The sequence below is a fragment of the Microcoleus sp. A006_D1 genome (assembly GCF_036702805.1).
GTDB lineage: Bacteria > Cyanobacteriota > Cyanobacteriia > Cyanobacteriales > Microcoleaceae > Microcoleus.
In genome coordinates this window covers 25,439-48,980 of sequence record NZ_JAUBVZ010000021.1, presented here as the reverse complement: position 1 = coordinate 48,980, position 23,542 = coordinate 25,439, and the positions used below count along the sequence as shown (strand labels likewise).

Sequence of the window (23,542 nt, the reverse complement as noted above, 5' to 3'; positions counted from 1 at the left end):
CGCTATGGCAAAAAAAAATTATGTCAAAGAGCAACTCCCTTTAATAGCCAGCGATCTCGCACAATAAAGACGCCCCTGAGTTAAGCTTGAATTTAATTTTGGATTTGCTGGTAAATTGACTGCACTACGTCGAGCAGGCTCAAAACTTGCTGCCATTCGGGAGCGTCGGGTTTGTAGCTTTTGGCACGGTGAGTTTTTAAGCTCTGGTGCAAGAGGTTCAGCAGCGCGTCTGGAGACTGCAAGGAACTCTCATCTTCATCTGTTGGGCTCTCGGGTGTATAGTCTTCTATGGTTTCTTTGATACTTTGTGCCTTATCTGCCAGACTCAAAGCTCTGCTCGCCAGGTTTTCCGGCATTTTTGGCCGTTCCGACAAAGACTCGCCGGTCAGTTCTTCGAGTAGTTGGCGGACTTGAGCCACCCATTCGAGATCGTTTACTGAAAAGGAATCTGATTTAAATGCGTGTCCCTGGGGTCTTGGCGGAATGCTTTGTAATTTCTGGATCAGGGGAAGAGACTTTTGAGTGATGTTTTCGGGGATTCTGGGGATATCTGACAGCGAGCTGCGAGCAATCTCTAGCAATAGTTGGTAAACCTGATCTACCCACTCAATATCTCCCGATTGCGAATTCCAATTATCCATAACTGACGCTAGTAGTTTTTTATATCTAAGACTAGAACTTTGACTATCTGCTGAAAGCAAGCTGCTGAAAGCGGGCCGCCAATGCTATTAAGGCTTACGGGCGCGGGGTCAAAAATCCGGTTTCTGAGCGGATATTTTGTCGCGTTTCCCCAAGATTTTTTTCATAAACTGGGTAATCCTGGCGCAAGTCCTAACTATTTTTTCAGCTCTTCTGAAAGTTGAAGTGCTTTGTTTGTTGTCGATCTCGCGATCGCCAAACGCGGGCCGCAATGGCGATCGCGAGGCTTTGCCAAGTCTAAGTCCGGTCATCTAACAATCATACCTGTTGAAGCTATTTAAAATTGGCTCTACAGGATATTAAGGTTAATTGGTCGGAGGGGAGGGGGAGGCGCACCCCGATCGCGATCGCCCCTCGCCCGCCCCCCGGTTGTCGTCGCTGCTATTTGTCGGTGAGATTCCACACGCCGTCCCAGTTTAGTACGTCTGAAGGGCGGTGTTGAAATAGCTTGCAGCGATCGACGTGCAATTTAGCTGCCTTGTTTTTGGGGTCAACTTCCAGAACGAGGTTAAATTCGCGTTCGGCGTCTCTAAAGGCTTGCTTGGCTTTTGGTTCTAAAGCTTTCTTAAACTCGCTGAGGAGTTTTTTGACGCGATCGAGTCCCAGGTTTTCAAATTCCTCATCTAACATTTCTGTAACTGTCTCAGAAGCCCGACTTTTAATTTTCGCCTGCAATAGCTGCCTGATCTCTGCGGGTTTCAGTCTCTTGATTTTGGGATTTGATGGATTTAAGATGTCTGCTTCCAACAGTTTTTTAACTTCGCCCTCTTGCAAGTTTTTAACCTCGTCTGCTGATAGCTGCTTGATTTTTGCTTGCAGCAGCATTTTGGCTTCGTCTTCCGAGAGGTTTTTGATGCCTTCCAATTTCAGCAGTTGGATTTCTGGCTGCAACAGCACGATCAGTTTGTCGGCTTCTGACAGGTTTTTCGGGTCGTACTCTGACAGCTTTTTCAGTTGATATAACAGTTGCTTGAGTTCGTGTTCCAACTGTTGCTCGACATTGTAGGACAGTTTTTTAATCTCTGCCTCCGGCATTTGCGCCACATCATCTAAGATGTTTTTCACCTCACTTTCTGAGAGTCTTTGGGCTACTGGTGTTTTGTAATGTTCGCGGGCCTTGTTGTAATGTTCGACAATTTGTTGCTGTATTTCGGTTAGTGACTTGCCAATTGGCGAGTGTCCCTCGCGGATGCCGACGAGTTCGTAAACGATGACAGGTTCGCTTTTGCCTTTGACGGTAATAAAGTCGAGTTCTCGCACGTAAAGCCGATCGGCATAATCTCTGTAAGTATTGTCGCTGATAATCAAATCGGTGCCGTACTGCTTGCTGGCGCCTTCTAAGCGAGAGGCGAGGTTTACGCCGTCGCCTATAGAAGTCAATTCCATGCGTTTGCTTGAGCCGATGTTGCCGCTGACAACTTCATCCGAGTGTACGCCCATACCGATGCCGATCGGCAGTTCGCCATTTGCGATCCGATCTTGATTGAACTCTGTCAGTTTTTCCCGCATTTTCACTGCTGTTTGCATCGCGCACCAAGCATGATCCTCTAGGGGCGCCGGAGAGCCGAAGACTGCCATCAGAGCATCGCCGATGTATTTGTCGAGAGTACCCCCGTACTCGAATACGACATCTACCATTACTTCAAAATATTTGTTGAGCATCACCACCACTTCTTCGGCTTGCAATTTTTCCGTAAGTGTGGTATAGCCGCGAATATCTGAGAACAGCACCGAAACGTTTTTGCGCTTGCCGCCCAATCCTGTATCCCCTGAAGCTAAAAGCGCTTCGGCGACTTCTGGGGTCATGTAACGGTACATCAAGTTTTTGACTTGCTTGGCGCTGCTAATATCTTCCATGACCACTAACGCGCCGTTGACCTTGTTGGGGTCGGTAGCATCGGTCATTGAATTGATCGAGAGATTGATACTCTGCGATGCTCCTTCACAGGAGAGCAAAACTTGATCCGGGTAATACTGCTGGCGATCGTTATCGTCTTCGGGAGACAAAGACGCATCGAACCACTTGGCAAAATCGCCTTTTTCTAATTTAATTAACTCCCGCAAACATTGACCTTCGGCTAATTTGGCATCGCTAACACCCAGTAACTTTTTGGCACTGGGATTTGTCGCTACTATGTTCCCTTTTTTATCGGTAGAAATCACGCCGTTAGTCAGGGCGTGCAGCATATCTTTTTGTCTTTGTTCTTGCTGTTTGACTTCGGCAAACAGTTTGGCGTTTTGCAGGGCGACTCCTGCTTGGATGTTAAACGCCTTCATAAATTCCATGTCGTTGCGATTAAAACTCGCTTTCCACTGATCGGGGGCGTGCGGCCAATCTGCCGGGTTGTAGGGAGGGTAATCTCCCTGTCGTTTTTTGTTGACTAACTGTGTAACTCCAATCAATTTTTGGTCGGAGTTAAAAACTGGCATACACAGCATACTGCAAGTGCGATAGCCTGTTTTTTCGTCGGTTGCTCGGGCAACGGCGGCGCGGGGGTCGTCGTACACGTCAAATGGAATCAGCAGGGGTTCGCTGGATTGGGCAACGATGCCTGCAAAACCGGCGGTTCTGGGTATGCGAATTTCTTTAAGGTTGTCGCCGATCGGGATTTTTGTCCACAGTTCGTCTTTATCTTCGTCGATCAGCCACAGGGTGCTGCGATCGGCATTCATCAGTTCTTGGGCCTGATCCATCACCCTTTTTAGGGTATCTTCTAAGTCGAGACTGCTCTGAGAAAGAGCGGTGATGGCATTAATCAGCGCCGTGGCTGCCCGCTGTCTCTGAGTTGCTGCATAGAAAGATTTGGACGATTCTAGAATTAGGCGAATCGAGAGAGCAAATTCTGTAAAAATTTGTTCGTCTTCTTCAGTAAATCCCGCCCGGTCGATTTGTTCATCTAAAGTAGCGTAATTTTCGTGGTTCAGTTTTAGTTTATTAATCAGTTGAACGACTGCTACTAACTCTTTTGTTTCTTCATTAATCAGGGGCATTGCCAGCATTGTATAAGTGCGGTAGCCCGTTTTTTCATCGGTTTTTTTGGCGTTAGCCGATCGCGAGTCGTTGTAAAAATCGTAAGGGATGTTAACCACTTTTTTGTCTTGGGCTACTTCTCCGGCAATGCCTACGTGGGCGGGAACTCTGATTTCTAGGTTTTGGCCATTTTCGTCTTTAGCGACTCTCGCCCAGAGTTCATTTTTTTCGTCGTCTAATAAAAATATCGTGCTGCGAGCGGCATTGAGCAATTCCCCTGTTTTGAGGGTAATCGACTCCAACATCTCGTTGAGGATGGCATCAAATCCCTCGCTCTCCAGGATATTGTCGAGCATTCCCAGAGTTTGATTGACAACCTTAAGTTTGTCTTCTACTCCCTTAACTACTACTGTGAAACTTTGCTTATTTAGAGGGGCGAGAATGCTGGAAAAGTTTCCGTCGTACGAGATAATTGCAATGCTGCTAGAGGGAGTAGGGGGAGGGAGAGGGGGAAGAGGGGTAGGGGAAGAGTAGGGTTCCTGATGATGATTTTCACTGCCGACAACAGCGACATCAATCACGTCGCCGTAAGAAGAGTAATTAGTGGAAGATGCAGAAGAATTCATAGACCTTTACAGAAGCTTAAGTGTAAGGGTTAGTCTTTAAGCTAGAAGAGCGTGGAAGTTCATGTTTTGGGTAAGTCGCACCAGAATCAAGTATGTGTGAAACTGTTTGCCAGTTTACCGAACTCCGGCCACAGGGCCGCGTGAAATTCAGTTTGCCTTGCTGGTGGACTGCGGGTGGGACGGTAACGAGGCTGTGACATTGCTGCACTTTTTTTAGAGTTAGGGAATCCTGTTTAAATGGTTTATTAACTGATTTTGACATTATTGTGCCTGGTTGAAGTAGGTTCAGCCCTTCTGCTCGCCGATCGCCCGTAGAAACAGGAATGCGTGCTGCGCGACTGCTAAAAAAGCGATGGCATGGTGGAATTACGGGCAATTGTGACATCAGCAGTTGGTAATGATGTGTACCCTTCTCTACACAATTGTGGTTTTTAACTAGAATTTCTGTCAATTTTGCTGCTATAGGCTTTCATCCCGGGACTAAAGTCACGCGGCTTTCAGCTTTTTTTGTAAAATTTGGGGTTGCCATTTTTAGTGTAACCTCCGGTTCTCAAAAAACTCCGTCTTTTTGACCCCCCGATCGGCTAGAGGCTAGGATCGGTGTTTGAGGAACTGAGTTTAAGGGCGTTCAACCGTCGGCGATCCGTTGGAGCTTTGTTTGCAGTTTTGCGTATTGAAACTGTTTTTTTTTAACTTTCATACTTCCTTCAAACCCTGAATCAGATTTAAGAACACCCGGAGAGAGAGAGTCGGAACCCTAAAAGACTATTTTTGATTTGGGATTCGGGAGCAATTATGGTGGTGTCATAATTTGGCGGACTGAGTTTGCCGCAATCCGGCGGCTTCGACGAGCAGGGATTCGGCGAAGGCGATGGCTTCTGTGGCCGATCGCCCGCTGGCGAGTTGGGCGAGTTCTTCGCGCCGCTGCTGGCTGTTGAGGGCGGCAACTCTGACTACTGTGCGTTCGCTTGGTTCGGAGTTGGCTGCTTCGCCGATCGTTGCTTCTGCTTCAATTGTCTGTTTGTTGACGCGAAAATGACAATCAGCCATGGCGGCGATCAGCGGCTGGTGGGTGACGCAGAGCACTTGGTGTTTGTCGGACAGTTGATAGAGCTTTTTGGCGATCGCCCCGGCGACTCTCCCGGAGACTCCGGCGTCGATTTCGTCAAAAATTAGGGTTCCGGCGCTTTCGATTTGGGAAAAACAGGCTTTGATGGCGAGCAGAAAGCGGCTCATTTCTCCCCCGGAGGCGATCGCCCCTAAAGGTTGCAGAGGTTCGCCGGGATTGGGGCTGAAACAAAAGGCGATTTGGTCGGCACCGGTGGCGGTTGGGGTACAAGGCGAGATTGCGACTTGAAACTGCACTTTTTCCATTGCTAAGGGCTTGAGTTCTGCTACCAGGTGGGTTTCGAGTTGGAGGGCTGCGGAGCGCCGCAGGATCGTGAGGTGGCTGCAAGCGTCTTTTAATTGGTCTAATGCGGTCTGATATGCGAGTTCTAAGGCTTCCATTGACTCGCCTCCTTCTAAAAGTTCGTTCAGTTCGTTTTGAATGCTTTGATAGTAGGCGATCGCTTCCGAGAGCGGCCCATATTTGCGGCAAATTTGTTTGAGTTCACGAATCCGATCTTCTACTTCTTCGAGTCTTTCGGGATCTGCTTCTAATTGTTCGCCGTAGCTGCTAATTTGGCTGCTGGCTTCTGTGGCTTGAGCTAAAGCATCGCTGACCATTTCGAGGATGGGTTGTAATTGGACATCGTAGACGGCCATGTCGCTTAAAATTACTTCGGCTTTGCTCAACAAGTCGGCGGCTGAGGCGCTGTCGCCGTCGTTTTGGTAAAGAGCTTGGTGAACTTTGTAACTCTGCTGCTGCAATTCGACGATGTGGGTGAGCCGGATTGATTCTTGTTCTAGGTGTTCGAGTTCGCCGCCGTCTTCGATGTGGGCTTCGCTGAGTTCTCGAACTTGGTATTCTAACAAATCGAGTCTTTGCAGCCGCTGCTGTTCTGACTGACGCCTGCGCTTGAGGGCTGTTTTGGCGGTGCTCGCTCCCAGCCAGGCGCTGGTGATGGTCGATCGCGCTTCAGTTAAAGTTTTGCCGCCGTATAAGTCAAGCCATTCTCGTTGCAGGGTTTCTTGTCCGAGGTGGACGGTTTGGCCTTGGGCGGTAATTTCCACGAGCCGATCGCGCAGTTGCTCCATGAGCTGGCGGTTGACGAGAATTCCGTTCAAACGCGATCGGCTGCGAAGAGCACCGCTAGATACGTTAATTTCCCGGCTGCAAACCGCTAAATTTCCGTCTATGGGTTCGATTTCTTGCTCGCCCAGCCACAAAGCCGCGACTTTATCCAATTCAAAAGTAGCCTCCAATATTGCCCGTTTTGCTCCGGTGCGAATCGATCGGCGATCGACCTTCCCGCCCAAAACTGCATCGATCGCATCTAGGATAATCGATTTTCCAGCCCCGGTTTCCCCTGTAAATACGTTCAAACTCGGGCCAAAGTCTAGATCTAGGCGGTCAATTAGGGCAAAGTTTTCGATTCTGAGGGATATTAACATGGGGAATCGGGAATGGGTAATTGGGAATTGGGAATTGGGCGAAGCGAAGCGGAGGGATGGGGCATTGGGCATTGGGCGAAGCGAAGCGGAGGGATTGGGCATTGGTTCCTCCCCTATCGGGCGCGTCGAATTTCCCGAGTCCTCTTTTCATTTTTAACTAGAATACTTTTGATTTTGCCATTATCGATCGCGTCTTAACATCAATGCAAAATAAATTTCTGCTGCCCAACGCTTTTGGCGTCTTGGGTTTGGCAGTTGCGATCGCGCTTTGTAGAGAAACAAAAAAATCAAGCCGATCAGTTTAATTTGGCAATTTTAAGTTTGATTCAAAAAATTCGGCAAGCGAAAACTTTGGATTAAATAGATTTGTTGCAAGAAGAGTTATTTGAGATTTTTCAGCAGGTGATTGTGGATTTGGATGAAGCTCGGATTGATTCAGATTCTTTTCAATCTTTTACTTTTACTTGGGAAACTGCTATGAAAATTGCGCGCGATCGAGAAAAGATGTTGCGAGAGTTTCGGCTAGTTTCGGATAGTTTATGATTGATTATTATAGACATATAGCCTTTCCCAAAAAGATTCGCGGATGTTGTTGGGCTTGGGCCCTCTTGAAATTTGTTACATAGCAAGTTATGCACATAAGAGCTCCACTTACAGTCATACCTCATCTTTGGCTCGAACTGCTATAGATTCCTTCCCAGCACTCTTCAACCAGCGCTTGCTCATTGGTGTTTTGCAGGAAAGACTCAAGGTTGAAAGCGAAGGTGTTGGAGCGATCGCACTTGGGCAATGGTTTCAAAGTCGCGATCGTTGTGAATCAAAAGTAAATTGTTTTCCAGTGCGACTTGAGCAATACAGCAATCGATTGGGCTGCGAACGGTAAGCCCTTGGCGGCGCAAGTCATAGTAAATGCGGGCAGCCGCTTGCCAAGAATGAATTGTGAGCTCAACGTAATCTTGTGTTTCGAGGTAAGTAGAGAGGAGAGTCCATTCTTGCTCGTTTAGGCTACCTTGAAGCAATTCAAGCTGAGTAAGTCGGGTGAGTAAAACTTCACGATCAGCGATCAGAGTTTCAAGCTGTTGGCGAACTTGACCGCTGCGATCGCGGAAGACGCCGATCCAAACGGATGTATCAATCAGTAACATGACGAGTTTCGCGCAGGGCTTTGTGGTCGAAGTCTGGAGCAAACTGAATTTGTCCCGCGAGCTCTAGCAGGTTTTTCTTGCGGCGCGATCGCACAAGTTCTTGTAAAGCAAGTTTAATCAGTTCTTCTTGAGCGGTGAGGTTAGTGAGTAGCAGGGCTTCGTTGAGAAGGGATTCGTCGAGATTGAGGGTGATTTGCATTGGGTCGCTATTGGGAATTGGCTTTAGTCTAGTGTAGCTAACTTCCCACCTTTTTGAACTCACCGATCGCCTGTTGCTACTGCCCTCATACATCATACCTTCCTGGGAGTTCTACGTTCTGTTAGACTGCATCCTCTAGTAAAGCAGTTTCTTCATCATCCACTGTTTTAATTGCTTGACTGTCTTTTCTAGCAACACGAAAGAGCGATATAACGCAATCTACAATAATTTAGGTGAGACAAAACCTAAGTGTTTCCAAGCAGCCGCTGTGGCAATTCTGCCCCGACTTGTTCGCTGCAAAAATCCGATTTGCATTAAATACGGTTCATAAACATCCTCAATTGTTTGAGTATCTTCTCCTGTGGAAGCTGCGAGAGTTTCCAAACCAACAGGGCCGCCGTTAAAATTTTCGATCATTGCTGTCAAAAGACACCGATCTGTCCAATCCAAACCTAGCGGATCGACGTTGAACAATTCGAGGGCGACGGATGCAACTTCGGCGGTGATTGGCTTTAAATTTTTGACTTCGCTGTAGTCTCTAACTCGGCGCAGCAAACGGTTAGCAATCCTGGGTGTTCCGCGAGCTCGGCGGGCAATTTCTAAGGCTCCTTCTGGGGTGATTTTAGTGTCGAGAACTTGGGCGGTTCTTTGGACAATGAGGCTAAGTTCGTCTATTTCGTAGTAGCGCAATCTTTGGATTAAGCCGAAGCGATCGCGCAATGGAGCTGTTAGCGATCCAACTTTGGTAGTTGCGCCTACTAAGGTAAAGGGTTTCAGGGGAATGCTGCGGATTTTGGCGCTTTTTCCTTGACCGATCGTAATATCTAAACGGCAGTCTTCCATCGCTGGATAGAGGATTTCTTCTGTAACTTTAGATAAGCGGTGAATTTCGTCGATAAACAGCACGTCGCCTGCTTTGAGGTTGATCAGCAATCCGACAATATCTCGCGGTTTTTCTAGGGCGGGGGCTGTGGTGATTTTGCATTCTACTTCCATTTCTGCTGCTAAAATTAGCGACATTGTGGTTTTGCCCAACCCCGGCGGGCCGTACAGTAGCAGGTGATCCATGGGTTCGCCGCGGGATTTGGCTGCTGCAATTGCGATCGCCAAAACTTCTCTTAAGTCTTTTTGGCCGATGTATTCAGCTAACCGCTGGGGCCGGATTTTGTCTTCTTGTTTGCTGTTGATTTCGTCGGGTAGTTCTTGCGATTCTAGCAGGGATTCTGTCTGGGGTTTGGCTGCTTGTTTGCGGGGGGCTGGGGCTATGTCTTCGGGTAGATTTGGATCGGGAGGCTGTTGTTTGGATGAGATAATTGCCATATTTATTTGCGATCGAGCAGCGAGAATTGTTTACAATAGTCTTGATAATTACCGAGTATGTTTATGAGTATTCCATCTTCTTTATTAGCATCGGAAAGTATAACTTTTGAGGGGGCGATCGAGCTGACTCAATCTTTATTGTCGGAAATTGAGGCCGATCGACTTTCACAAGCCCAAATTGAGGAATCTGTTACATCTTTGGTGAAAACACAGAACGGTGCTAGGGGGTTTTTTGTCACCTATCTGACGACGGAGGATGGACGGGATGCAGATCGGCCGTCACCTGGAGTTACTGAGGCGCTGCGATCGGCTCCTGAGATCGTAGCAGAACTGCTGGTGAAAAATTTGGCGATGTCGGCGGCGATGGTTGTGTATCATTCGCGCCACCAAAGTGAGGAAATGGCTGCGGGTTCTGCTAGAGTTCAGGATCGATCGCGCAATTTAATTAAAATTCTGCAAATGCCGGCTTGTCAAACTATAGCGTCGCAAATGCTAGCAAGTTTGCAGAATTCCAGCGGCGAGTATGAGGAATTTTTTCAGCGGTGGGGCTACGACGATGAGCAAAAACTAGCGATCGGTTCGGCAGTGCGATCGGCGATCGGGTAAAATAACCTGCGACTTCCTGTGTCCGAGTGACAGATGCTTGCTGAAAGCGGCGGGGCTGTGGAATAATTGCGGTTTAGCAAAAGCTGCACAATTGTAGCTGGAGTTGATTTAGGTGTGAAGGTAGTGAACGAGGGCGAAAAAATTGCACAGATCGGTGAAAGGAGTTGCCCAAAAAGCCCGAAGAGCCCGCGGCAGGCGGCCGGCAAGCAGCCAGCGATGGGCGAAGCTCAATCTCCTGCTAACATTGGTGCGGCGGGACTTAGAAGCTCAATACAAAGGCTCGATTCTGGGCAATTTGTGGCCGCTGCTGAATCAGCTATCGCAATTGGTGATTTACACATACGTATTCTCGATCGTCCTCAAGGTCAAGCTTCAGCTTGCAGGTTTCCCCGAAAACAGCGACATTACCTTTGGAGTCTGGCTGTTTGCAGGTTTGCTGCCTTGGACTGCTTTCACCAGCGGTTTGATAAAATCGGGAGTATCGGTGGTGGGGCAGCCGAATTTAGTGAAAAAAGTGGTATTTCCCCTCGGTTTGCTGCCGCTAGTGCCGATTTTTACAGCTTTTATTGAAAGTTCTCTCGGTTTAGCAGCTTTGATTGTGATCGTAGCAGTGTCAACGCAAAAGCTCAACGCTACTTTACTTTTGCTGCCGCTGGTTTGGGTGCCTCAGCTTTTGATTACCGCCGGCTTGGGATATTTGACAGCGGGTTTGACTGTGTTTTTGCGAGACATTCCTCAGACTTTAGGTGTTATTCTAAATTTTTGGTTTTATCTGACGCCGATCGTCTATCCAGCATCCATCATCCCCGAAGAGTGGCGAGTATGGATATTTTGGTTGAATCCAATGGCCGCCATCTCAGAAGTTTACCGAGATCTGATACTGCTTGGAGAAGTCAAGCACTGGGGCGAATGGGGTGTCGCCACGCTGATTTCTGCTGCTATATTTTGGGGAGGTTTTGCCGTTTACCGGCGTTTGCGTCCCGCTTTTGCTGACGTGCTGTAAATTAGTTTCAGATCTCAAATCTCAAATCTCAAATCGATGGTGCTGTAAATATGTTTGAGAATTCAAGTCAATCTCAAATCCCCAATGGAAAATCTCAAGTCGATTGACTGCCGCCAATGACAGAAAATGTAATTTCACTAAAAAATGTTTCCAAATGCTTTAAGCGGTACGATCGTCCAGGAGACCGCTTAAAAGAAATTATTTACCCCAGCAAAAAACTCGCTGACGAATTTTGGGCCTTGCAGGACATCAATCTGGAAATTTCTCAGGGACAAACTCTGGGAATCGTCGGTCGCAACGGTTCGGGAAAAAGCACTCTTTTGCAAATAATTGTGGGCACCCTGACCCCTACCGCAGGAAGCGTCAATGTTAAAGGGCGAGTCTCAGCTTTGTTGGAACTCGGAAGCGGGTTTAACCCGGAATTTACCGGGCGGCAAAATGTATTTTTTAACGCTCAGTTACTGGGATTCAATCAAAAAGAAACTGAACAAAAGTTTGACGATATAGCTGCTTTTGCTGATATTGGAGATTTCATCGACCAGCCCGTTAAAACTTATTCTAGCGGTATGTTTGTCAGGCTGGCTTTTGCGGTTGCGACTAGCGTCGAGCCGGATATTTTGGTGGTTGACGAGGCGCTTTCTGTCGGCGACGAAGCTTTTCAGCGCAAGTGTTTTGCTCGCTTGCAAAGCATTCAGGAAGGTGGCGGCACGATTTTATTTGTGTCTCACGCTGCTACTTCTGTGGTGCAACTTTGTACCTCGGCGATTTTAATGGATAGCGGAGAATTGCTGCTCTCTCATACGCCGAAGGTGATAATTTCTAAGTATCAAAAGCTGATTTATGCCGAGCCGGACAAGGTGAGGGAGTTGAAGTCAGATATTCGAGTTCTCAACCAACTTACCAAGCAGGAAAGTGAAAACAATCTTCAGGATGCTCATTTAGAAACCACAAAGACAGAGGTTAAACCGGAGCAGTATGTCTCCAAAACCAAGGAATATTACGATGAATTTTACGATCCGGGGATGATACCGTCGAATACGGTGCGCTATCCGTCTCGCGGAGCGGAAATTATTAACCCTCGCATCGAGACGCTGAAGGGAACTGTGGTAAATCACTTGATTGGTCGTCAAGATTATGTTTACACTTACTCTGTCACTTTCTCGCGGTCAACTTCCAAAGTTAGGTTTGGAATGTTGATTAAAACGATTAGCGGTTTTGAGTTGGCTGGTGCTTCTTTGAAGGCTTCTACTCAGTCAGTTAGGTTTGTGGAAGCAGGAACGACAATTGTAGTTAAGTTTCAGTTTAAATGTTTGCTGAATCCCGGAGTTTATTTTTTGAATGCGGGGGTTGTGGGAACGGTAGATGGGGATTTAACTTATTTAGACCGCTGCGTTGATGTGGCGATGTTTAGAGTTCAGTCTTGTACTGAGTCCTGTGGTAACGGGATCGTTGACTTGCTGATCGAACCGTGTTTAACTGTTGTTAATTCTGATTCTCTGGTGCAAGAGGCGTCCACCGAAGCGATCTAAAATTCTGTGAAAATAATGAGCGAGATCGATTTAGATTTAGTCCAAAATCCGGTAATCAAAGCATTTATTCGAGAGCAAGCTAAGTTTCCCGAAGATTTTAAACTGAATATCTGCGAAGACGATGAAATGTATTTGTTTGCCTTGAAGAATGTCAAAGACGATCGCGATCGGGCTTTGGTGCGCTATTATGCGATCGGACGCCGCATCCGGGATACGGTCAAACAGGTTGTGGATTGGCATTTTGGCGGTTTTGAAAATGTACCGTCTTTTCTAGATTTTGCCTGCGGTTACGGCCGATTTACGCGGTTTTTGATTCAGGAAATACCGCCGTCACAAATTTGGGTTTCTGATATTTATGCTAATGCGGTCAAGTTTCAAACTGAATATTTGGGCGTTAATGGTATTGTCTCGACGGGAAAACCAGAAAATTATTTAATTGACCGAAAGTTTGACTGCATTCTGGCGAATTCTTTTTTCAGCCATATGCCGGAAAGAACTTTTACGAGTTGGCTGCAAAATTTGTATGATTTGTTGACTCCTAACGGCATTTTGATGTTCAGCGTTCACGATGAGTGTTTGCGGGCTGTTGGGGCCCAAATGCCTGCCAATGGTATCTTGTTTAGCGCTAACAGCGAAAGTCTGTCTTTGGATAAGGAGGAATACGGCACAACTTATGTAACCCAAAAGTTTGTGAGAGAAATTGTGGCGCAAGTTAGCGGTGGCAAAGCTTTTGTGCATCGCATCGAAAAAGGCATATGCAGGTTTCAGGATTTGTATGTGGTCACAAATGAGCTGGTTAGAGATTTTTCGGAGTTGAAATTTAATCACCACCCGGAAGGATATATTGATGTTGCTGCTTTTACGAATAAGGAGAATTTGTATCTGGAAGGATGGGCGGCTGATGTGAATGTCGGCGGTCGAATTGAGGAGGTGCAAGTGCTGGCAAACAACAAGATTGTGCAGAGGTGCGAGCCTTTTTACGATCGCCCGGATGTGGCTGGCTATTTTGAAACTGATGTGGCTTTGCAGTCGGGTTGGAACTGTTATTTACCGAAAAACACTGTGGCGCCGCAGGATGTGTTAACAGTCAAAGTAATCAATAACTACGGTTGGGAATGGATTCTGGAAACCTGCACTGTGGAATCGCTGGTGAACCAAAGGGAATCGCAGTCTTTGTTGGGGTCTACTCAGACCAAACTTAAATTGATTGAGACTCAATTAGCTGCGGCTAAGATAGAATGGGAGCAAAGTCAAAGTAAGTTAATGATTACTGAAACGAAGTTAGAAGAGGCTCACACGAAGTTGCAAGAAACTCAAACTAAATTAATTTCAACTCAAATGCAGTTGGAGCAAACTCAAACTCAGTTAGTATCTGTGCAAATGCAGTTGGAGCAAACTGGAAATATGCTAATTAATGTCAAGCAAGAACTAGAGCAATCGCACAATCGAGTTGTGGCAATGGAAAGCAGCAAGTTCTGGAAGCTGAGAAGTGCGTGGTTTCAAGTCAGGCGGTTGCTGGGCTTAGCAGGAGAATAGCGAGTAAAATTGGTGTGGGAATTAGGGGGAGGGAGAGAAATTGTGAGTACAAATGACAGCAAACCGTCGGTTTTTATTGTTACTGGAATGCACCGTTCCGGTACGTCTTTAACGGCTTCTTTGTTTCAGAAAGTCGGGGTTGATATTGGCAAAAGGTTAGTTGGCCCGGCCGACGGAAATGTGAAAGGTCATTTCGAGAATGTTGATTTTGTGGAGTTTCATAAGAGTGTTTTACGATCGCACGGCATTGATGAACTCGGCTGTACGTTTGAAAAAACGATTTCGGTAGCAGCGTCAGATGTGGAAATTGCTAAAAGGGCGATCGACCAAAATCAACAAACTGACAACCATTGGGGCTGGAAAGACCCGCGAACCGCCCTGTTTTGGGATTTTTGGCTAAATTTGCTTCCCGAAGCCAATTTCATCTGCGTTTATCGATCGCCCTGGGAAGTAGTCGATTCGCTGTACCGCCGGGGAACCGATGTCAGCTTGCTGCAAAATCCCGAAATGGCAGTAAAAATGTGGCTGCACTACAACCAAAAAGTCTTAGAATTGTACGAACGTTTTCCCGATCGCTGTCTGCTGGCTAACGTTTACCCGATCGGCAACACTCCTGAGCTTTTTATCGATCGAGTCAACGACAAATTTAACGTTAATTTAGGTGCGATACCAGGGGACAATTTTGAAGAATCTTTATTAGTCAATGATATTATCAAAAGTCACAGACCGAGTTTAATAGAACAATATTTTCCCGAAGCATTAGAACTATATCAAGTTTTGGAGACCCAAGCGGGCAATCTCAGCAGCGAATCGAAATTTGCGAATGACAAAGTGATTCACTTCCCAGCATCTTCTGTCGGGCCTTTTGAAGACTGGCTAAAAATCCGCTTGCTGGAAAAACAGCAAAAAACCAGCAATTCCGAAGTTAAACAGTGGCAAGAACAATTTCACCAAGCCCAGGCGAAAGTATTGGGATTGGAGACAAAATTAGGAGAAACTCAAGTACAACTGGCAGGCAAAGAATCAAATTTTCAAGAAGCTTTAGCAAAACTGCTAGAATTAGAAACAGAATTAGGAAAAACTCAGGTACAGCTTGACGGCAAAGAGTCGCAATTTCAAGAAGCTTTAACAAAAGTATTGGAATTAGAAGCAGAATTAGGGAAAACTCAAGTACAGCTTGCAGGTAAAGAAGCACATTTTCAAGAAGCTTTGGCGAAACTGCTGGGATTAGAAACAGAATTAGGACAAACTCAGGTACAGCTTGCAGGCAAAGAATCGCAATTTCAAATAGCTTTAGCAAAAGTCTTGAAATTAGAAACAGAATTAGGGCAAACTCAGGTAAAATTTGAAGAAAAAGAATTCAGATTGGAGCAAAAATTAGCTGAGTTACTGTGGTTGGAAACAGCACAAACTCAAACTCAGCAAGATTTAGAACAATCGCGCCAGGAAACAGAAAGAGTTCTGGCAGAAATGGCTATAATCAAGTCTTCTATATTGTGGCAACTGCAAGAAAAATTGTCGGAGTTTCAGAGTCGAATCCGCGACTTTTTCCCGAAATTTGTTTTTTCCCTAGACCAACCTACTACTTGGCAAGTTAGCGATTCTAACCTGCTAATTGTGGGCTGGGTGTTTAACACAAAAACTGATATTAAAGCAGTTCGCGCTCGAATTGAAGGCAAGAGTTTCGCCGCTGTTTACGGTATACAAAGGAGCGATATAACGCTAGCACATTCTAATATTGCGGCTGCAAATAAATCTGGCTTTACAATTGAATTGGCAGCGCCTGCCGGACGGCACGAAGTGCTGCTGGAAGTGCAAGACGAGCGTGGTAAATGGTATCTTTTGGCAGCTTATCCGCTGTTGGTTTCAACGATTCAAGCATCGTTAGATGTACCCGTGATATGGGAACAGCGTCAGGGTCAAATTTTGTTTGCCGGTTGGTGTTGTCACCACGATCGCAAAATTGCTAAATTAAGCTTTTTGTGCGGAGATATTTCTGTAGAATGCGCCTACGGTTTGCGGCGAAAAGATGTCGGCGAAGTGTTTCCAGACTGGGTTAACAGTTCGGAAAGCGGCTTTGAAGCCCTTGTCGATTTGCTTCCTGGTGAATGGCACGTTTCGCTACAAGCTGAGTTAGAAACTGGGGAAATTTTGTATTTTCAAGCGCCGCAAATATTGACTGTGCGGCGCTACCATATTTGGCAGCGAAGTGCTGATAAATTTGAGGAGTTTTCGAGTTTTGTGGAGGCTATTCGGCAGCGGGCGAGGGAGAGGAAACAGCGTCTGGGCAGAATTGTGCCGATGCCTTGGGAAGTTGTGAGGGTGATTCGTCAGTTTGGGAAGATTTATCGGCAGCAAAAACAGTTTACTGCGCCGGGGGATTTGTTGCCGCCTGCGGGTTTTGTGGTGCCGAAACCGATTGATAGGTATGATGCTTGGTTGGAGGTGAATCAGTGGAATGTGCGATCGCGCGATTACTTGATTTCTCGGTTAAAATCCTGTGGGGAAGCACTGCCTAAGATTTCGGTGGTAATGCCAGTGTACAATCCGCAGATAGATTTTCTCGAAAGTGCGATCGACAGCGTAATTAATCAAGTCTATCAAAACTGGGAACTCTGCATCGCCGATGATTGTAGTACAGACTTCACGGTTGCTGACACTGTGAAAAATTGGGCCGCAAAGGACGATCGTATTCGCATCACATTTCGCACAGAAAACGGCAACATCAGCGCCGCAACTAATAGCGCCGCCGCCCTCGCCACAGGCGACATCATCCTGTTTTTAGACAACGATGACGAACTAACTCCCGACGCATTAGGCGAAGTCGCCTTATATTTTGCCACCCATCCAACCACCGATTTCCTCTACTCAGACGACGACAAAATCGACACCAAAGGTCATCGGTTCGCCCCGCAATTCAAACCGCAATGGTCGCCAGAACTGCTGCTTTCCTATATGTATCTCGGTCATTTGTGCGCCGTGAGAAAACAGATTTTTGAAGAAATAGGCGGTTTGCGGATCGGTTTTGAAGGCTCGCAAGATTACGATTTTGCCTTGAGAGCAACCGAAATCTCCCGCCACGTCGCCCACCTGCCTTTAGTGCTGTATCATTGGCGAACTGCACCCGGTTCTACAGCCATATCTGGGGCCGCAAAACCCGCCAGTTTTGGCGCAGGTCAAAAAGCAATTCAAGATGCACTAAATCGCCGAGAAATTAAGGGCAATGTCGCTCAGCACGCCTGGGCTACTAAAGAAAATTTGGGCATCTTTGCCCAGGATTTCCCGGATGACGGCCCGTCAGTAACGGTGATTATTCCGACTAAAAATCAGTTTAAATTGCTGAAAGCTTGTCTCGATTCTCTGGAAACGACAACCTACAAGAATTTTCAAATTGCTGTCATCGACAACGAAAGCGACGATCCGAAAACTCTGGAATATTTAAAGCAATTAACTTGCCAAGTTCTGCGGATCAAAAATCCTGGGGGCAAGTTTAGTTTTGCCGCAATTAACAACCGCGCCGTCGAACAAGCTGACAGCGAATATGTCTTGTTTTTGAACAACGATACTGAAGTAATTAATCCGCGCTGGCTGAGTCAAATGGTGGGATATGCTCAAATTCCTGCTGTGGGTGCAGTCGGCGCTAGGCTGTTATATCCCGATGGCAGAATTCAGCACGCTGGCGTAATTCATGGCCTCCATCACGGTTTGGCCGGTCACGCTTTTAAGCTGATGGATAAGGATAATCGAGGCTATCTTTCTCAAGCTATGGTAACGCGCAATTACTCGGCGGTAACTGCTGCTTGCACGATTACTCCGCGTCAATTGTTCTTGGAATTGGGCGGTTTTGATGAAGAGAATTTTGCTGTTGCTTACAATGATGTTGATTACGGATACCGATTGTTAGAACGGGGTTATCGGTGTGTTTATTGTCCTGATGCGGAGTTGTTGCACAAGGAGGGGACTTCTAGAGGTTTTACTGATAATCCTCAAGAGGTGGCGGCTTTTCGACGCAAGTATGCGGGGAAAAATGATGGTTTTTATAGTCCTCATTTGTCTTTGGAAGATGAGTATTTTCATATTCAACCTCGCAGGTTTTTTATGAAGGAAGAGGCAAGATTGGCAGCGGATTTTGTAGCGGATTTAACGGATGTCACGGATGGCGGATTGGTAGCGGATTTTGTAGTGGATTTAACGGATGTAGCGGATGGCGGATTGGCAGCGGATTTTGTAACGGATTTAACGGATGTCACGGATGGCGGATTGGCAGCGGATTTTGTAGCGGATTTAACGGATGTCACGGATGGCGGATTGGCAGCGGATTTTGTAGCGGATTTAACGGATGTCACGGATGTCACGGATGGCGGATTGGCAGCGGATTTTGTAGCGGATTTAACGGATGTTACGGATGTCACGGATTTAACTGATCGGGAAGAGTTAAGATTTGCTGATTCCTGTGTGTTATCGGTAGTAAACACAAATAGTTCTATTCATCCTGTTAAGGTTTTGATGTGCAGCAATTCGCTGGATTTTACGGGGGCGCCGCTGCATCAGTACGAAATTGCGGTGAAGTTGGCGACTGAGGGTGTGATTTTGCCGATCGTACTTTGCACCACAGACGGGCCCCTGCGTCAAGCTTACGAACAGCAGGGAATTAAAGTAATAGTGCGCGACAATCCCCTCGAACACATCTATCAACGCGATGCTTACGATGAAGCTATCCGCAGTTTTAGCAAGGAAATTGAAAGTTTAAAAGTAGATGCAATTTATGCTAATACTTTAGAAAACTTCTTTGTAGTTGATGCCGCGCGGCAAATCGGAATTCCTGTGGTTTGGAACGTGCACGAAAGCGAACCTTGGCAAACTTATTTTAATAGGTTTGGTTCGGAGATTGCGGCGAGAGCTTTAGAGTGTTTCCGCTTTCCTTATAAGGTGATTTTTGTAGCGGATGCAACGCGGGAAAGGTATTTGCCTCTCAACAGCCACCACAATTTTACAGTGATTCACAATGGCTTAGATTTGAGCAAACTGGCAAATTTGGATAATTCGGAATTGGCTCGAAAAAGCTTAGGCATTGCAGCGGAAGACGTGGTAATTTTGCTCCTGGGAACAGTCTGCGAACGCAAAGGACAGCAGGATTTGATTAAGGCACTTTCACTTTTGCCTGATAAATGGCACAATAAGATTAGATGTTTTATTGTGGGCGATCGGCCGAGTATTTACAGTAACAAATTAGCCGATATGGTGGGGGAATTACCGGAAGAGTTGCGGCAAAGAGTGACAGTAGTGGCCGAAACTGGAGAAGCTGGAAAATATTACAAAGCGGCGGATATTTTTGTTTGTACTTCTCGCGTCGAAAGTTTTCCGAGAGTGATTTTGGAGGCGATGGCTTGCGACTTACCAATTATTACATCGCCAGTTTTTGGGATTAAAGAACAAGTGCGGCCCGGAATTAACGGTTTGTTTTATACGCCCGATCGCCCGGATGAATTAGTTGCAGCTTTGATTAGTTTATTGGAGGATAAATTATTGCGGCAGCAGTTAGCTGGAAATGCTAAATATGTCTTGGATTCACTCAATACTTTTGAGGAGATGACTCAAGCTTATGCCGATATTTTCTGCGAAGCATATTTCAGCAGTCATTAGATATTACAGTGCGATCGCCTAAATCACACGGCAGGTTTGTAGTCAACAAATAATATAATTTACCGAAACTTGCGGAACATCTTGAAAATTGAGCCATCAATACTATAAAATAATCAAAAATGAACGATGAAAAAATGACTGATCGCCCAAGAGTAGATTATGAAACCGCATGGGACAGTTACGCCCAAGAGTGGCAACAAACTAATCCCGAACTTTCCCATATTGGCGACGAATGGATAGGTAAAGCTGCTGGTGCGGCCAAATCCTTAGCAGAATACGAAGCGCTGATCGAACAGCAATTTATTGCACCGTACATCAAAAAAGAACATACGGTTTTAGAAATTGGGATCGGTGGCGGGAAAACGGGTTCGCTGTTGCTACAATATTGCGATCGACTAATTTGCGCCGATATTTCCAGTCAAATGCTGCAAGCCGCCCGATCGCGCTTAGGAGACGATCGCGTTTCCTACGTCAAACTCGACGGTTTAACATTAGACGGCATCGCGCCAGCTTCAGCCGATGTGTGTTTTTGCTACGATACAATGGTACACGTAGAGCCGGTAGACATATACAACTATCTAACTCGCATTCCCAAACTACTGCGGGGCGATCCTCTTCGAGGGCTTCGCCAACGTATTTGCGTCTTTCACCACGGCAATATTCTCAGCGAATTAGGGTGGCAAAAATTCGCCGACGAGTGGGACAAAAACTTGCTTGGACGCAGAGATGGCACTGCATTCTCAATTATGACCGATACAATTATGGAAAAATTTCTCAACCATTTAAACTATGAAATCATCCTGAAAAACACATCTTCAGTACCGCGAGATTGCGTCTGGATCTGCAAAGCGCCCCCCTACAAGGAGTAAAATCAAAGCTTTTACTCGCAGTTAAATACTGAATCTCTACTAATAACTGCCAACCCAACGACTGCGCAATCGGGCAAGCTGACAACTAACAACTCCCAACTGCCAACTGCCAACTGCCAACTGCCAACTCCCAACTCCCAAATGAAAGCATTATTTCTCCATCCCAACTTCCCCGCCCAATACCGCCACATTATCACGGCTTTAGGCGCAGATCCAAAAAATCAAGTTGTTTTCGGTACTAAAAACGAGCGTCCCGAATGGAACATTCCCGGCGTTCGCAAAGCAGCATTTACCCCCAGCCGCGAACCAAATCCGCAGACTCACCAATACGTGCGCCCCTTAGAAAGTGCCGTCATCTACGGACAAGCCGTATTTAGAATGGCCGAACAACTCAAAGCAGACGGTTTTGTACCCGATGTGATCTGCGGACATTCGGGTTGGGGGCCAACACTGTTTGTCAAAGAAGCTTTTCCAAATACGCCACTTTTGTGTTATTTCGAGTGGTTTTATCACTCGATCGGTTCCGACGCAGATTTCGATCCAGCGGAACCTTTAACAGTTGACGACATGGCGAGAATTAGAGTCAAAAATGCGCCTATTCTGATTGACTTATACTCTTGCGATTGGGGTTTGTCGCCCACTTATTGGCAGCGATCGCAATTTCCCCCAGAATTACAACAAAAATTGTCCGTACTCCACGATGGCGTAGATACCGATTACTTCAAACCCGATCCCGGTGCTAAACTAATTTTGCCCAATTTGGACTTGTCCGGCGTGGATGAAATTGTCACCTACGTATCGCGGGGAATGGAACCTTACCGGGGCTTTCCAGAGTTCATAGAGTCGATCGCCTATGTGCAAGAACGCCGCCCCAACTGTCACGTTGTAATTGTTGGTTCAGACAGAGTTTGTTACGGCCGTTCTTTACCAAACGGCGAGTCTTACAAAGATTATATGCTCAAAAAAGTGCCGCTAGATATGTCGCGAGTGCACTTTGTGGGGCCGCTACCTTACGGACTGTATTTAAAAGTAATTCAAGCATCTGACGTACACGTTTATTTAACCAGACCTTTCGTGTTATCTTGGTCGATGATTGAATCTCTATCGGCAGGATGTTTAGTGATCGGTTCTGACACAGGCCCGGTGAGAGAAGTAATCCGCGATGGAGAAAACGGTTTGCTAGTCGATTACTTCTCGCCGAAACAAGTAGCCGATCGCATCGACGAAGTTTTAGACCATCCTACCCGCATGGCAGAAATTCGCGTCAAAGCCCGTCAAACCGCCCTAGAACGCTACAGTTTAGCTAAAATGTTGCCGCAGCACCTACAACTGATTGAACAGGTCGCAAATCGCTCGATGCCGCCTACAGTTGGTATGCAGCCAGAACGGGAATTAGCCGCATCTTTGGGAGTGAGAATTTAGCAGTAGTCGGCGGTTGAAACCGCCCCTACACACACAAAACCAGCCTCCGTGGGTTGAAGAGTGAGTTTGGTATTAAAGCGATCTGCGAGCACCTTACATAATCTTAGGTACTTTGAAAAACTTCCCATCGCGATCGGGAGCTCCAGCCAAAATACTCTCGCCGTTAGCAAAAGGTTGCAAATCGTCCGATCGCATGACATTACTAACATCGATCGCCCGAGTTGTCGGTTTTACCTTAGTCGTATCCAGTTCGCTCAACTGCTCAAAATAATCCAAAATACCGTTCAGTTGACCAGTAAACTGCTCTTCTTCTTCCGGCGTTAATTCTAATCGGGCTAAATTCGCTACTTTCCGAACTTCTTCTCTGTCAATCATAAAAATCGGGAATTGGTAATTGGGAATTGGTAATTGGGCATTGGGCATTGGGCATTGGGCATTGGGCATTGGCCAAACAGGGCATTGGGCATTGGGCATTGGGCATTGGGCATTGGTTATTAGAGAAACGACTAACTATTAACTACTAACTATTAACTATTAACTATGCCCCATGCCCCATGCCCCATGCCCCATTCCCCATTCCTATCATAGTTAAAAATACACATCAATCTGCGATCGCCCTGTCGTCTTCAGCCAATTCTGCACCTCAATGTAATTGTTCGGCGCCAAGCGAATAGCCTCCTTCCAATAATCCGCAGCTTTATCAAACAGCCCTTCCGCCGCTTCAACATTGCCAGCTTCCTTTTCCTTTTCCCCTTGATAGTGGTAAATCACAGCAATATTGTTCAGCGCTTGCGGCATTCTCGGATTAAGTTCAAGCGCTTCGCTGTAATATTCCAAAGCTTTATCGTGTTCGCCGTTGCTCGTATGGATCAGGCCCATATTGTACAACACATAACTGCGATCGTAAGGATCTTCCTCAATCTTCAGCGCTTCATGATAATTGTCCAGCGCTTCAGCATATTCGCCATCAGCTTGAGCCGACATACCATCCCGATAATAAGCAAAAGCTTCCTTCGCCTGCTTTTTTGCCGGCATAATCTTCAGGATAATATCAGCCATTACCGTGAAACTTTTGTCAATAAAGTTATCGTTGCGTTGAGTTCTGGGCATAATGCGATTTTTGGGTTAGTGGCTAATCAAAAAAATTAGCGTGTAAAGTTTTCCTATTAATAATTGCGGCACTGTTTTAGTTAAGTAGATAGGCGGGGAAAAACCATAATATCTTGTAGGGGCGGGTTGAGCCGAGATCTGTGCTAGCCAGTTTATTGCGGCAAAACCCGCCTCTCCCCATCCTAGGTTTATTTGCACTTACCTACTTAGCAGTTTTGTTGAGGGCGCTAAAAGTCTAGCAGATAACAACTGCGAACCTTAAAATACGCCCTTGAGTCTAACAGTCGCGCAAGTCCCATCTATTTTAA

Annotated in this window: 17 protein-coding genes; 9 read left to right on the top strand and 8 right to left on the bottom strand. The window is 46.4% G+C overall.

Translation table 11 applies throughout. The annotated features are described in order from the left end of the window. Window positions 1-92: 92 nt before the first annotated feature. From QUB68_RS26410 to recN, 3 genes are all read right to left on the bottom strand, one after another. Complete coding sequence (locus QUB68_RS26410; RefSeq protein ID WP_332997891.1) at window positions 93-641, bottom strand: inorganic pyrophosphatase; 549 nt, start codon at window positions 639-641, stop codon at window positions 93-95. A gap of 439 nt (window positions 642-1,080) precedes the next feature. Beyond that, window positions 1,081-4,296: a GAF domain-containing protein gene (locus QUB68_RS26405; protein ID WP_332997890.1), complete on the bottom strand. Its 3,216-nt coding sequence runs from the start codon at window positions 4,294-4,296 to the stop codon at window positions 1,081-1,083. Between the two features lie 804 nt (window positions 4,297-5,100). Then, entirely contained in the window at window positions 5,101-6,852 is a 1,752-nt protein-coding gene (gene recN / locus QUB68_RS26400; protein ID WP_332997889.1) for a DNA repair protein RecN, read from the bottom strand. Between recN and QUB68_RS26395 the strand changes: the two genes are divergently transcribed. Together QUB68_RS26395 and QUB68_RS26390 are read left to right on the top strand one after the other, a co-directional pair. Beyond that, entirely contained in the window at window positions 6,851-7,009 is a 159-nt protein-coding gene (locus QUB68_RS26395) for a hypothetical protein (RefSeq protein WP_332997888.1), read from the top strand. The two genes, recN and QUB68_RS26395, sit on opposite strands and share 2 nt — an antisense overlap. A 209-nt stretch (window positions 7,010-7,218) precedes the next feature. Continuing rightward, on the top strand, window positions 7,219-7,395 hold the full coding sequence (locus tag QUB68_RS26390; protein WP_332997886.1) for a hypothetical protein: 177 nt from the start codon (window positions 7,219-7,221) through the stop codon (window positions 7,393-7,395). Between the two features lie 203 nt (window positions 7,396-7,598). Here the strand turns inward: QUB68_RS26390 and vapC are convergent, their stop codons facing one another. The 3 genes from vapC to ruvB all read right to left on the bottom strand — a co-directional run bounded on the left by vapC (window position 7,599) and on the right by ruvB (window position 9,516). Continuing rightward, window positions 7,599-7,997 carry a type II toxin-antitoxin system VapC family toxin gene (vapC, locus tag QUB68_RS26385; RefSeq protein WP_332997885.1) on the bottom strand — a complete coding sequence of 133 codons (399 nt, stop codon included), beginning with the start codon at window positions 7,995-7,997 and terminating at the stop codon, window positions 7,599-7,601. Further along, entirely contained in the window at window positions 7,984-8,196 is a 213-nt protein-coding gene (locus tag QUB68_RS26380; RefSeq protein WP_332997884.1) for a type II toxin-antitoxin system VapB family antitoxin, read from the bottom strand. The genes vapC and QUB68_RS26380 overlap by 14 nt, the downstream gene beginning before the upstream one ends. A gap of 219 nt (window positions 8,197-8,415) precedes the next feature. Beyond that, window positions 8,416-9,516 (bottom strand): Holliday junction branch migration DNA helicase RuvB, encoded by a 1,101-nt coding sequence (ruvB, locus tag QUB68_RS26375; protein ID WP_332997882.1) that lies wholly within the window; start codon window positions 9,514-9,516, stop codon window positions 8,416-8,418. 63 nt (window positions 9,517-9,579) lie between these two features. On the opposite strand from ruvB, the gene QUB68_RS26370 reads away from it, so the two are divergent. The 7 genes from QUB68_RS26370 to QUB68_RS26340 all read left to right on the top strand — a co-directional run bounded on the left by QUB68_RS26370 (window position 9,580) and on the right by QUB68_RS26340 (window position 22,124). Further along, entirely contained in the window at window positions 9,580-10,122 is a 543-nt protein-coding gene (locus QUB68_RS26370; protein ID WP_332997881.1) for a hypothetical protein, read from the top strand. 154 nt (window positions 10,123-10,276) lie between these two features. After that, complete coding sequence (locus QUB68_RS26365) at window positions 10,277-11,125, top strand: ABC transporter permease (protein ID WP_332997880.1); 849 nt, start codon at window positions 10,277-10,279, stop codon at window positions 11,123-11,125. A gap of 116 nt (window positions 11,126-11,241) precedes the next feature. Beyond that, complete coding sequence (locus QUB68_RS26360) at window positions 11,242-12,654, top strand: ABC transporter ATP-binding protein (protein WP_332997879.1); 1,413 nt, start codon at window positions 11,242-11,244, stop codon at window positions 12,652-12,654. 15 nt (window positions 12,655-12,669) lie between these two features. Continuing rightward, window positions 12,670-14,190 (top strand): methyltransferase, encoded by a 1,521-nt coding sequence (locus QUB68_RS26355; protein WP_332997878.1) that lies wholly within the window; start codon window positions 12,670-12,672, stop codon window positions 14,188-14,190. A 42-nt stretch (window positions 14,191-14,232) separates the two neighbouring features. Beyond that, window positions 14,233-19,833 (top strand): glycosyltransferase, encoded by a 5,601-nt coding sequence (locus QUB68_RS26350; RefSeq protein ID WP_332997877.1) that lies wholly within the window; start codon window positions 14,233-14,235, stop codon window positions 19,831-19,833. A 119-nt stretch (window positions 19,834-19,952) separates the two neighbouring features. Next, window positions 19,953-20,702 carry a class I SAM-dependent methyltransferase gene (locus tag QUB68_RS26345; protein ID WP_332997876.1) on the top strand — a complete coding sequence of 250 codons (750 nt, stop codon included), beginning with the start codon at window positions 19,953-19,955 and terminating at the stop codon, window positions 20,700-20,702. Between the two features lie 141 nt (window positions 20,703-20,843). Next, window positions 20,844-22,124, top strand: a complete 1,281-nt coding sequence (locus tag QUB68_RS26340) for a glycosyltransferase family 4 protein (RefSeq protein ID WP_332997875.1) — start codon at window positions 20,844-20,846, stop codon at window positions 22,122-22,124. Window positions 22,125-22,217: 93 nt separating this feature from the next. Here the strand turns inward: QUB68_RS26340 and gatC are convergent, their stop codons facing one another. Continuing rightward, window positions 22,218-22,499: an Asp-tRNA(Asn)/Glu-tRNA(Gln) amidotransferase subunit GatC gene (gatC, locus tag QUB68_RS26335; protein WP_332997950.1), complete on the bottom strand. Its 282-nt coding sequence runs from the start codon at window positions 22,497-22,499 to the stop codon at window positions 22,218-22,220. A 213-nt stretch (window positions 22,500-22,712) separates the two neighbouring features. After that, window positions 22,713-23,234, bottom strand: a complete 522-nt coding sequence (locus tag QUB68_RS26330) for a photosystem I assembly protein Ycf3 (RefSeq protein ID WP_332997874.1) — start codon at window positions 23,232-23,234, stop codon at window positions 22,713-22,715. Window positions 23,235-23,542: the final 308 nt, after the last annotated feature.

Coding starts and splice junctions, on each gene's coding strand:
- QUB68_RS26360 (WP_332997879.1), top strand. CDS start 11,242: ATGACAGAAAATGTAATTTCACTAAAAAATGTTTCCAAATGCTTTAAG.
- QUB68_RS26330 (WP_332997874.1), bottom strand. CDS start 23,234: ATGCCCAGAACTCAACGCAACGATAACTTTATTGACAAAAGTTTCACG.
- ruvB (WP_332997882.1), bottom strand. CDS start 9,516: ATGGCAATTATCTCATCCAAACAACAGCCTCCCGATCCAAATCTACCC.
- gatC (WP_332997950.1), bottom strand. CDS start 22,499: ATGATTGACAGAGAAGAAGTTCGGAAAGTAGCGAATTTAGCCCGATTA.
- QUB68_RS26340 (WP_332997875.1), top strand. CDS start 20,844: ATGAAAGCATTATTTCTCCATCCCAACTTCCCCGCCCAATACCGCCAC.
- vapC (WP_332997885.1), bottom strand. CDS start 7,997: ATGTTACTGATTGATACATCCGTTTGGATCGGCGTCTTCCGCGATCGC.
- QUB68_RS26380 (WP_332997884.1), bottom strand. CDS start 8,196: ATGCAAATCACCCTCAATCTCGACGAATCCCTTCTCAACGAAGCCCTG.
- recN (WP_332997889.1), bottom strand. CDS start 6,852: ATGTTAATATCCCTCAGAATCGAAAACTTTGCCCTAATTGACCGCCTA.
- QUB68_RS26355 (WP_332997878.1), top strand. CDS start 12,670: ATGAGCGAGATCGATTTAGATTTAGTCCAAAATCCGGTAATCAAAGCA.
- QUB68_RS26395 (WP_332997888.1), top strand. CDS start 6,851: ATGGGGAATCGGGAATGGGTAATTGGGAATTGGGAATTGGGCGAAGCG.
- QUB68_RS26410 (WP_332997891.1), bottom strand. CDS start 641: ATGGATAATTGGAATTCGCAATCGGGAGATATTGAGTGGGTAGATCAG.
- QUB68_RS26370 (WP_332997881.1), top strand. CDS start 9,580: ATGAGTATTCCATCTTCTTTATTAGCATCGGAAAGTATAACTTTTGAG.
- QUB68_RS26405 (WP_332997890.1), bottom strand. CDS start 4,296: ATGAATTCTTCTGCATCTTCCACTAATTACTCTTCTTACGGCGACGTG.
- QUB68_RS26345 (WP_332997876.1), top strand. CDS start 19,953: ATGAACGATGAAAAAATGACTGATCGCCCAAGAGTAGATTATGAAACC.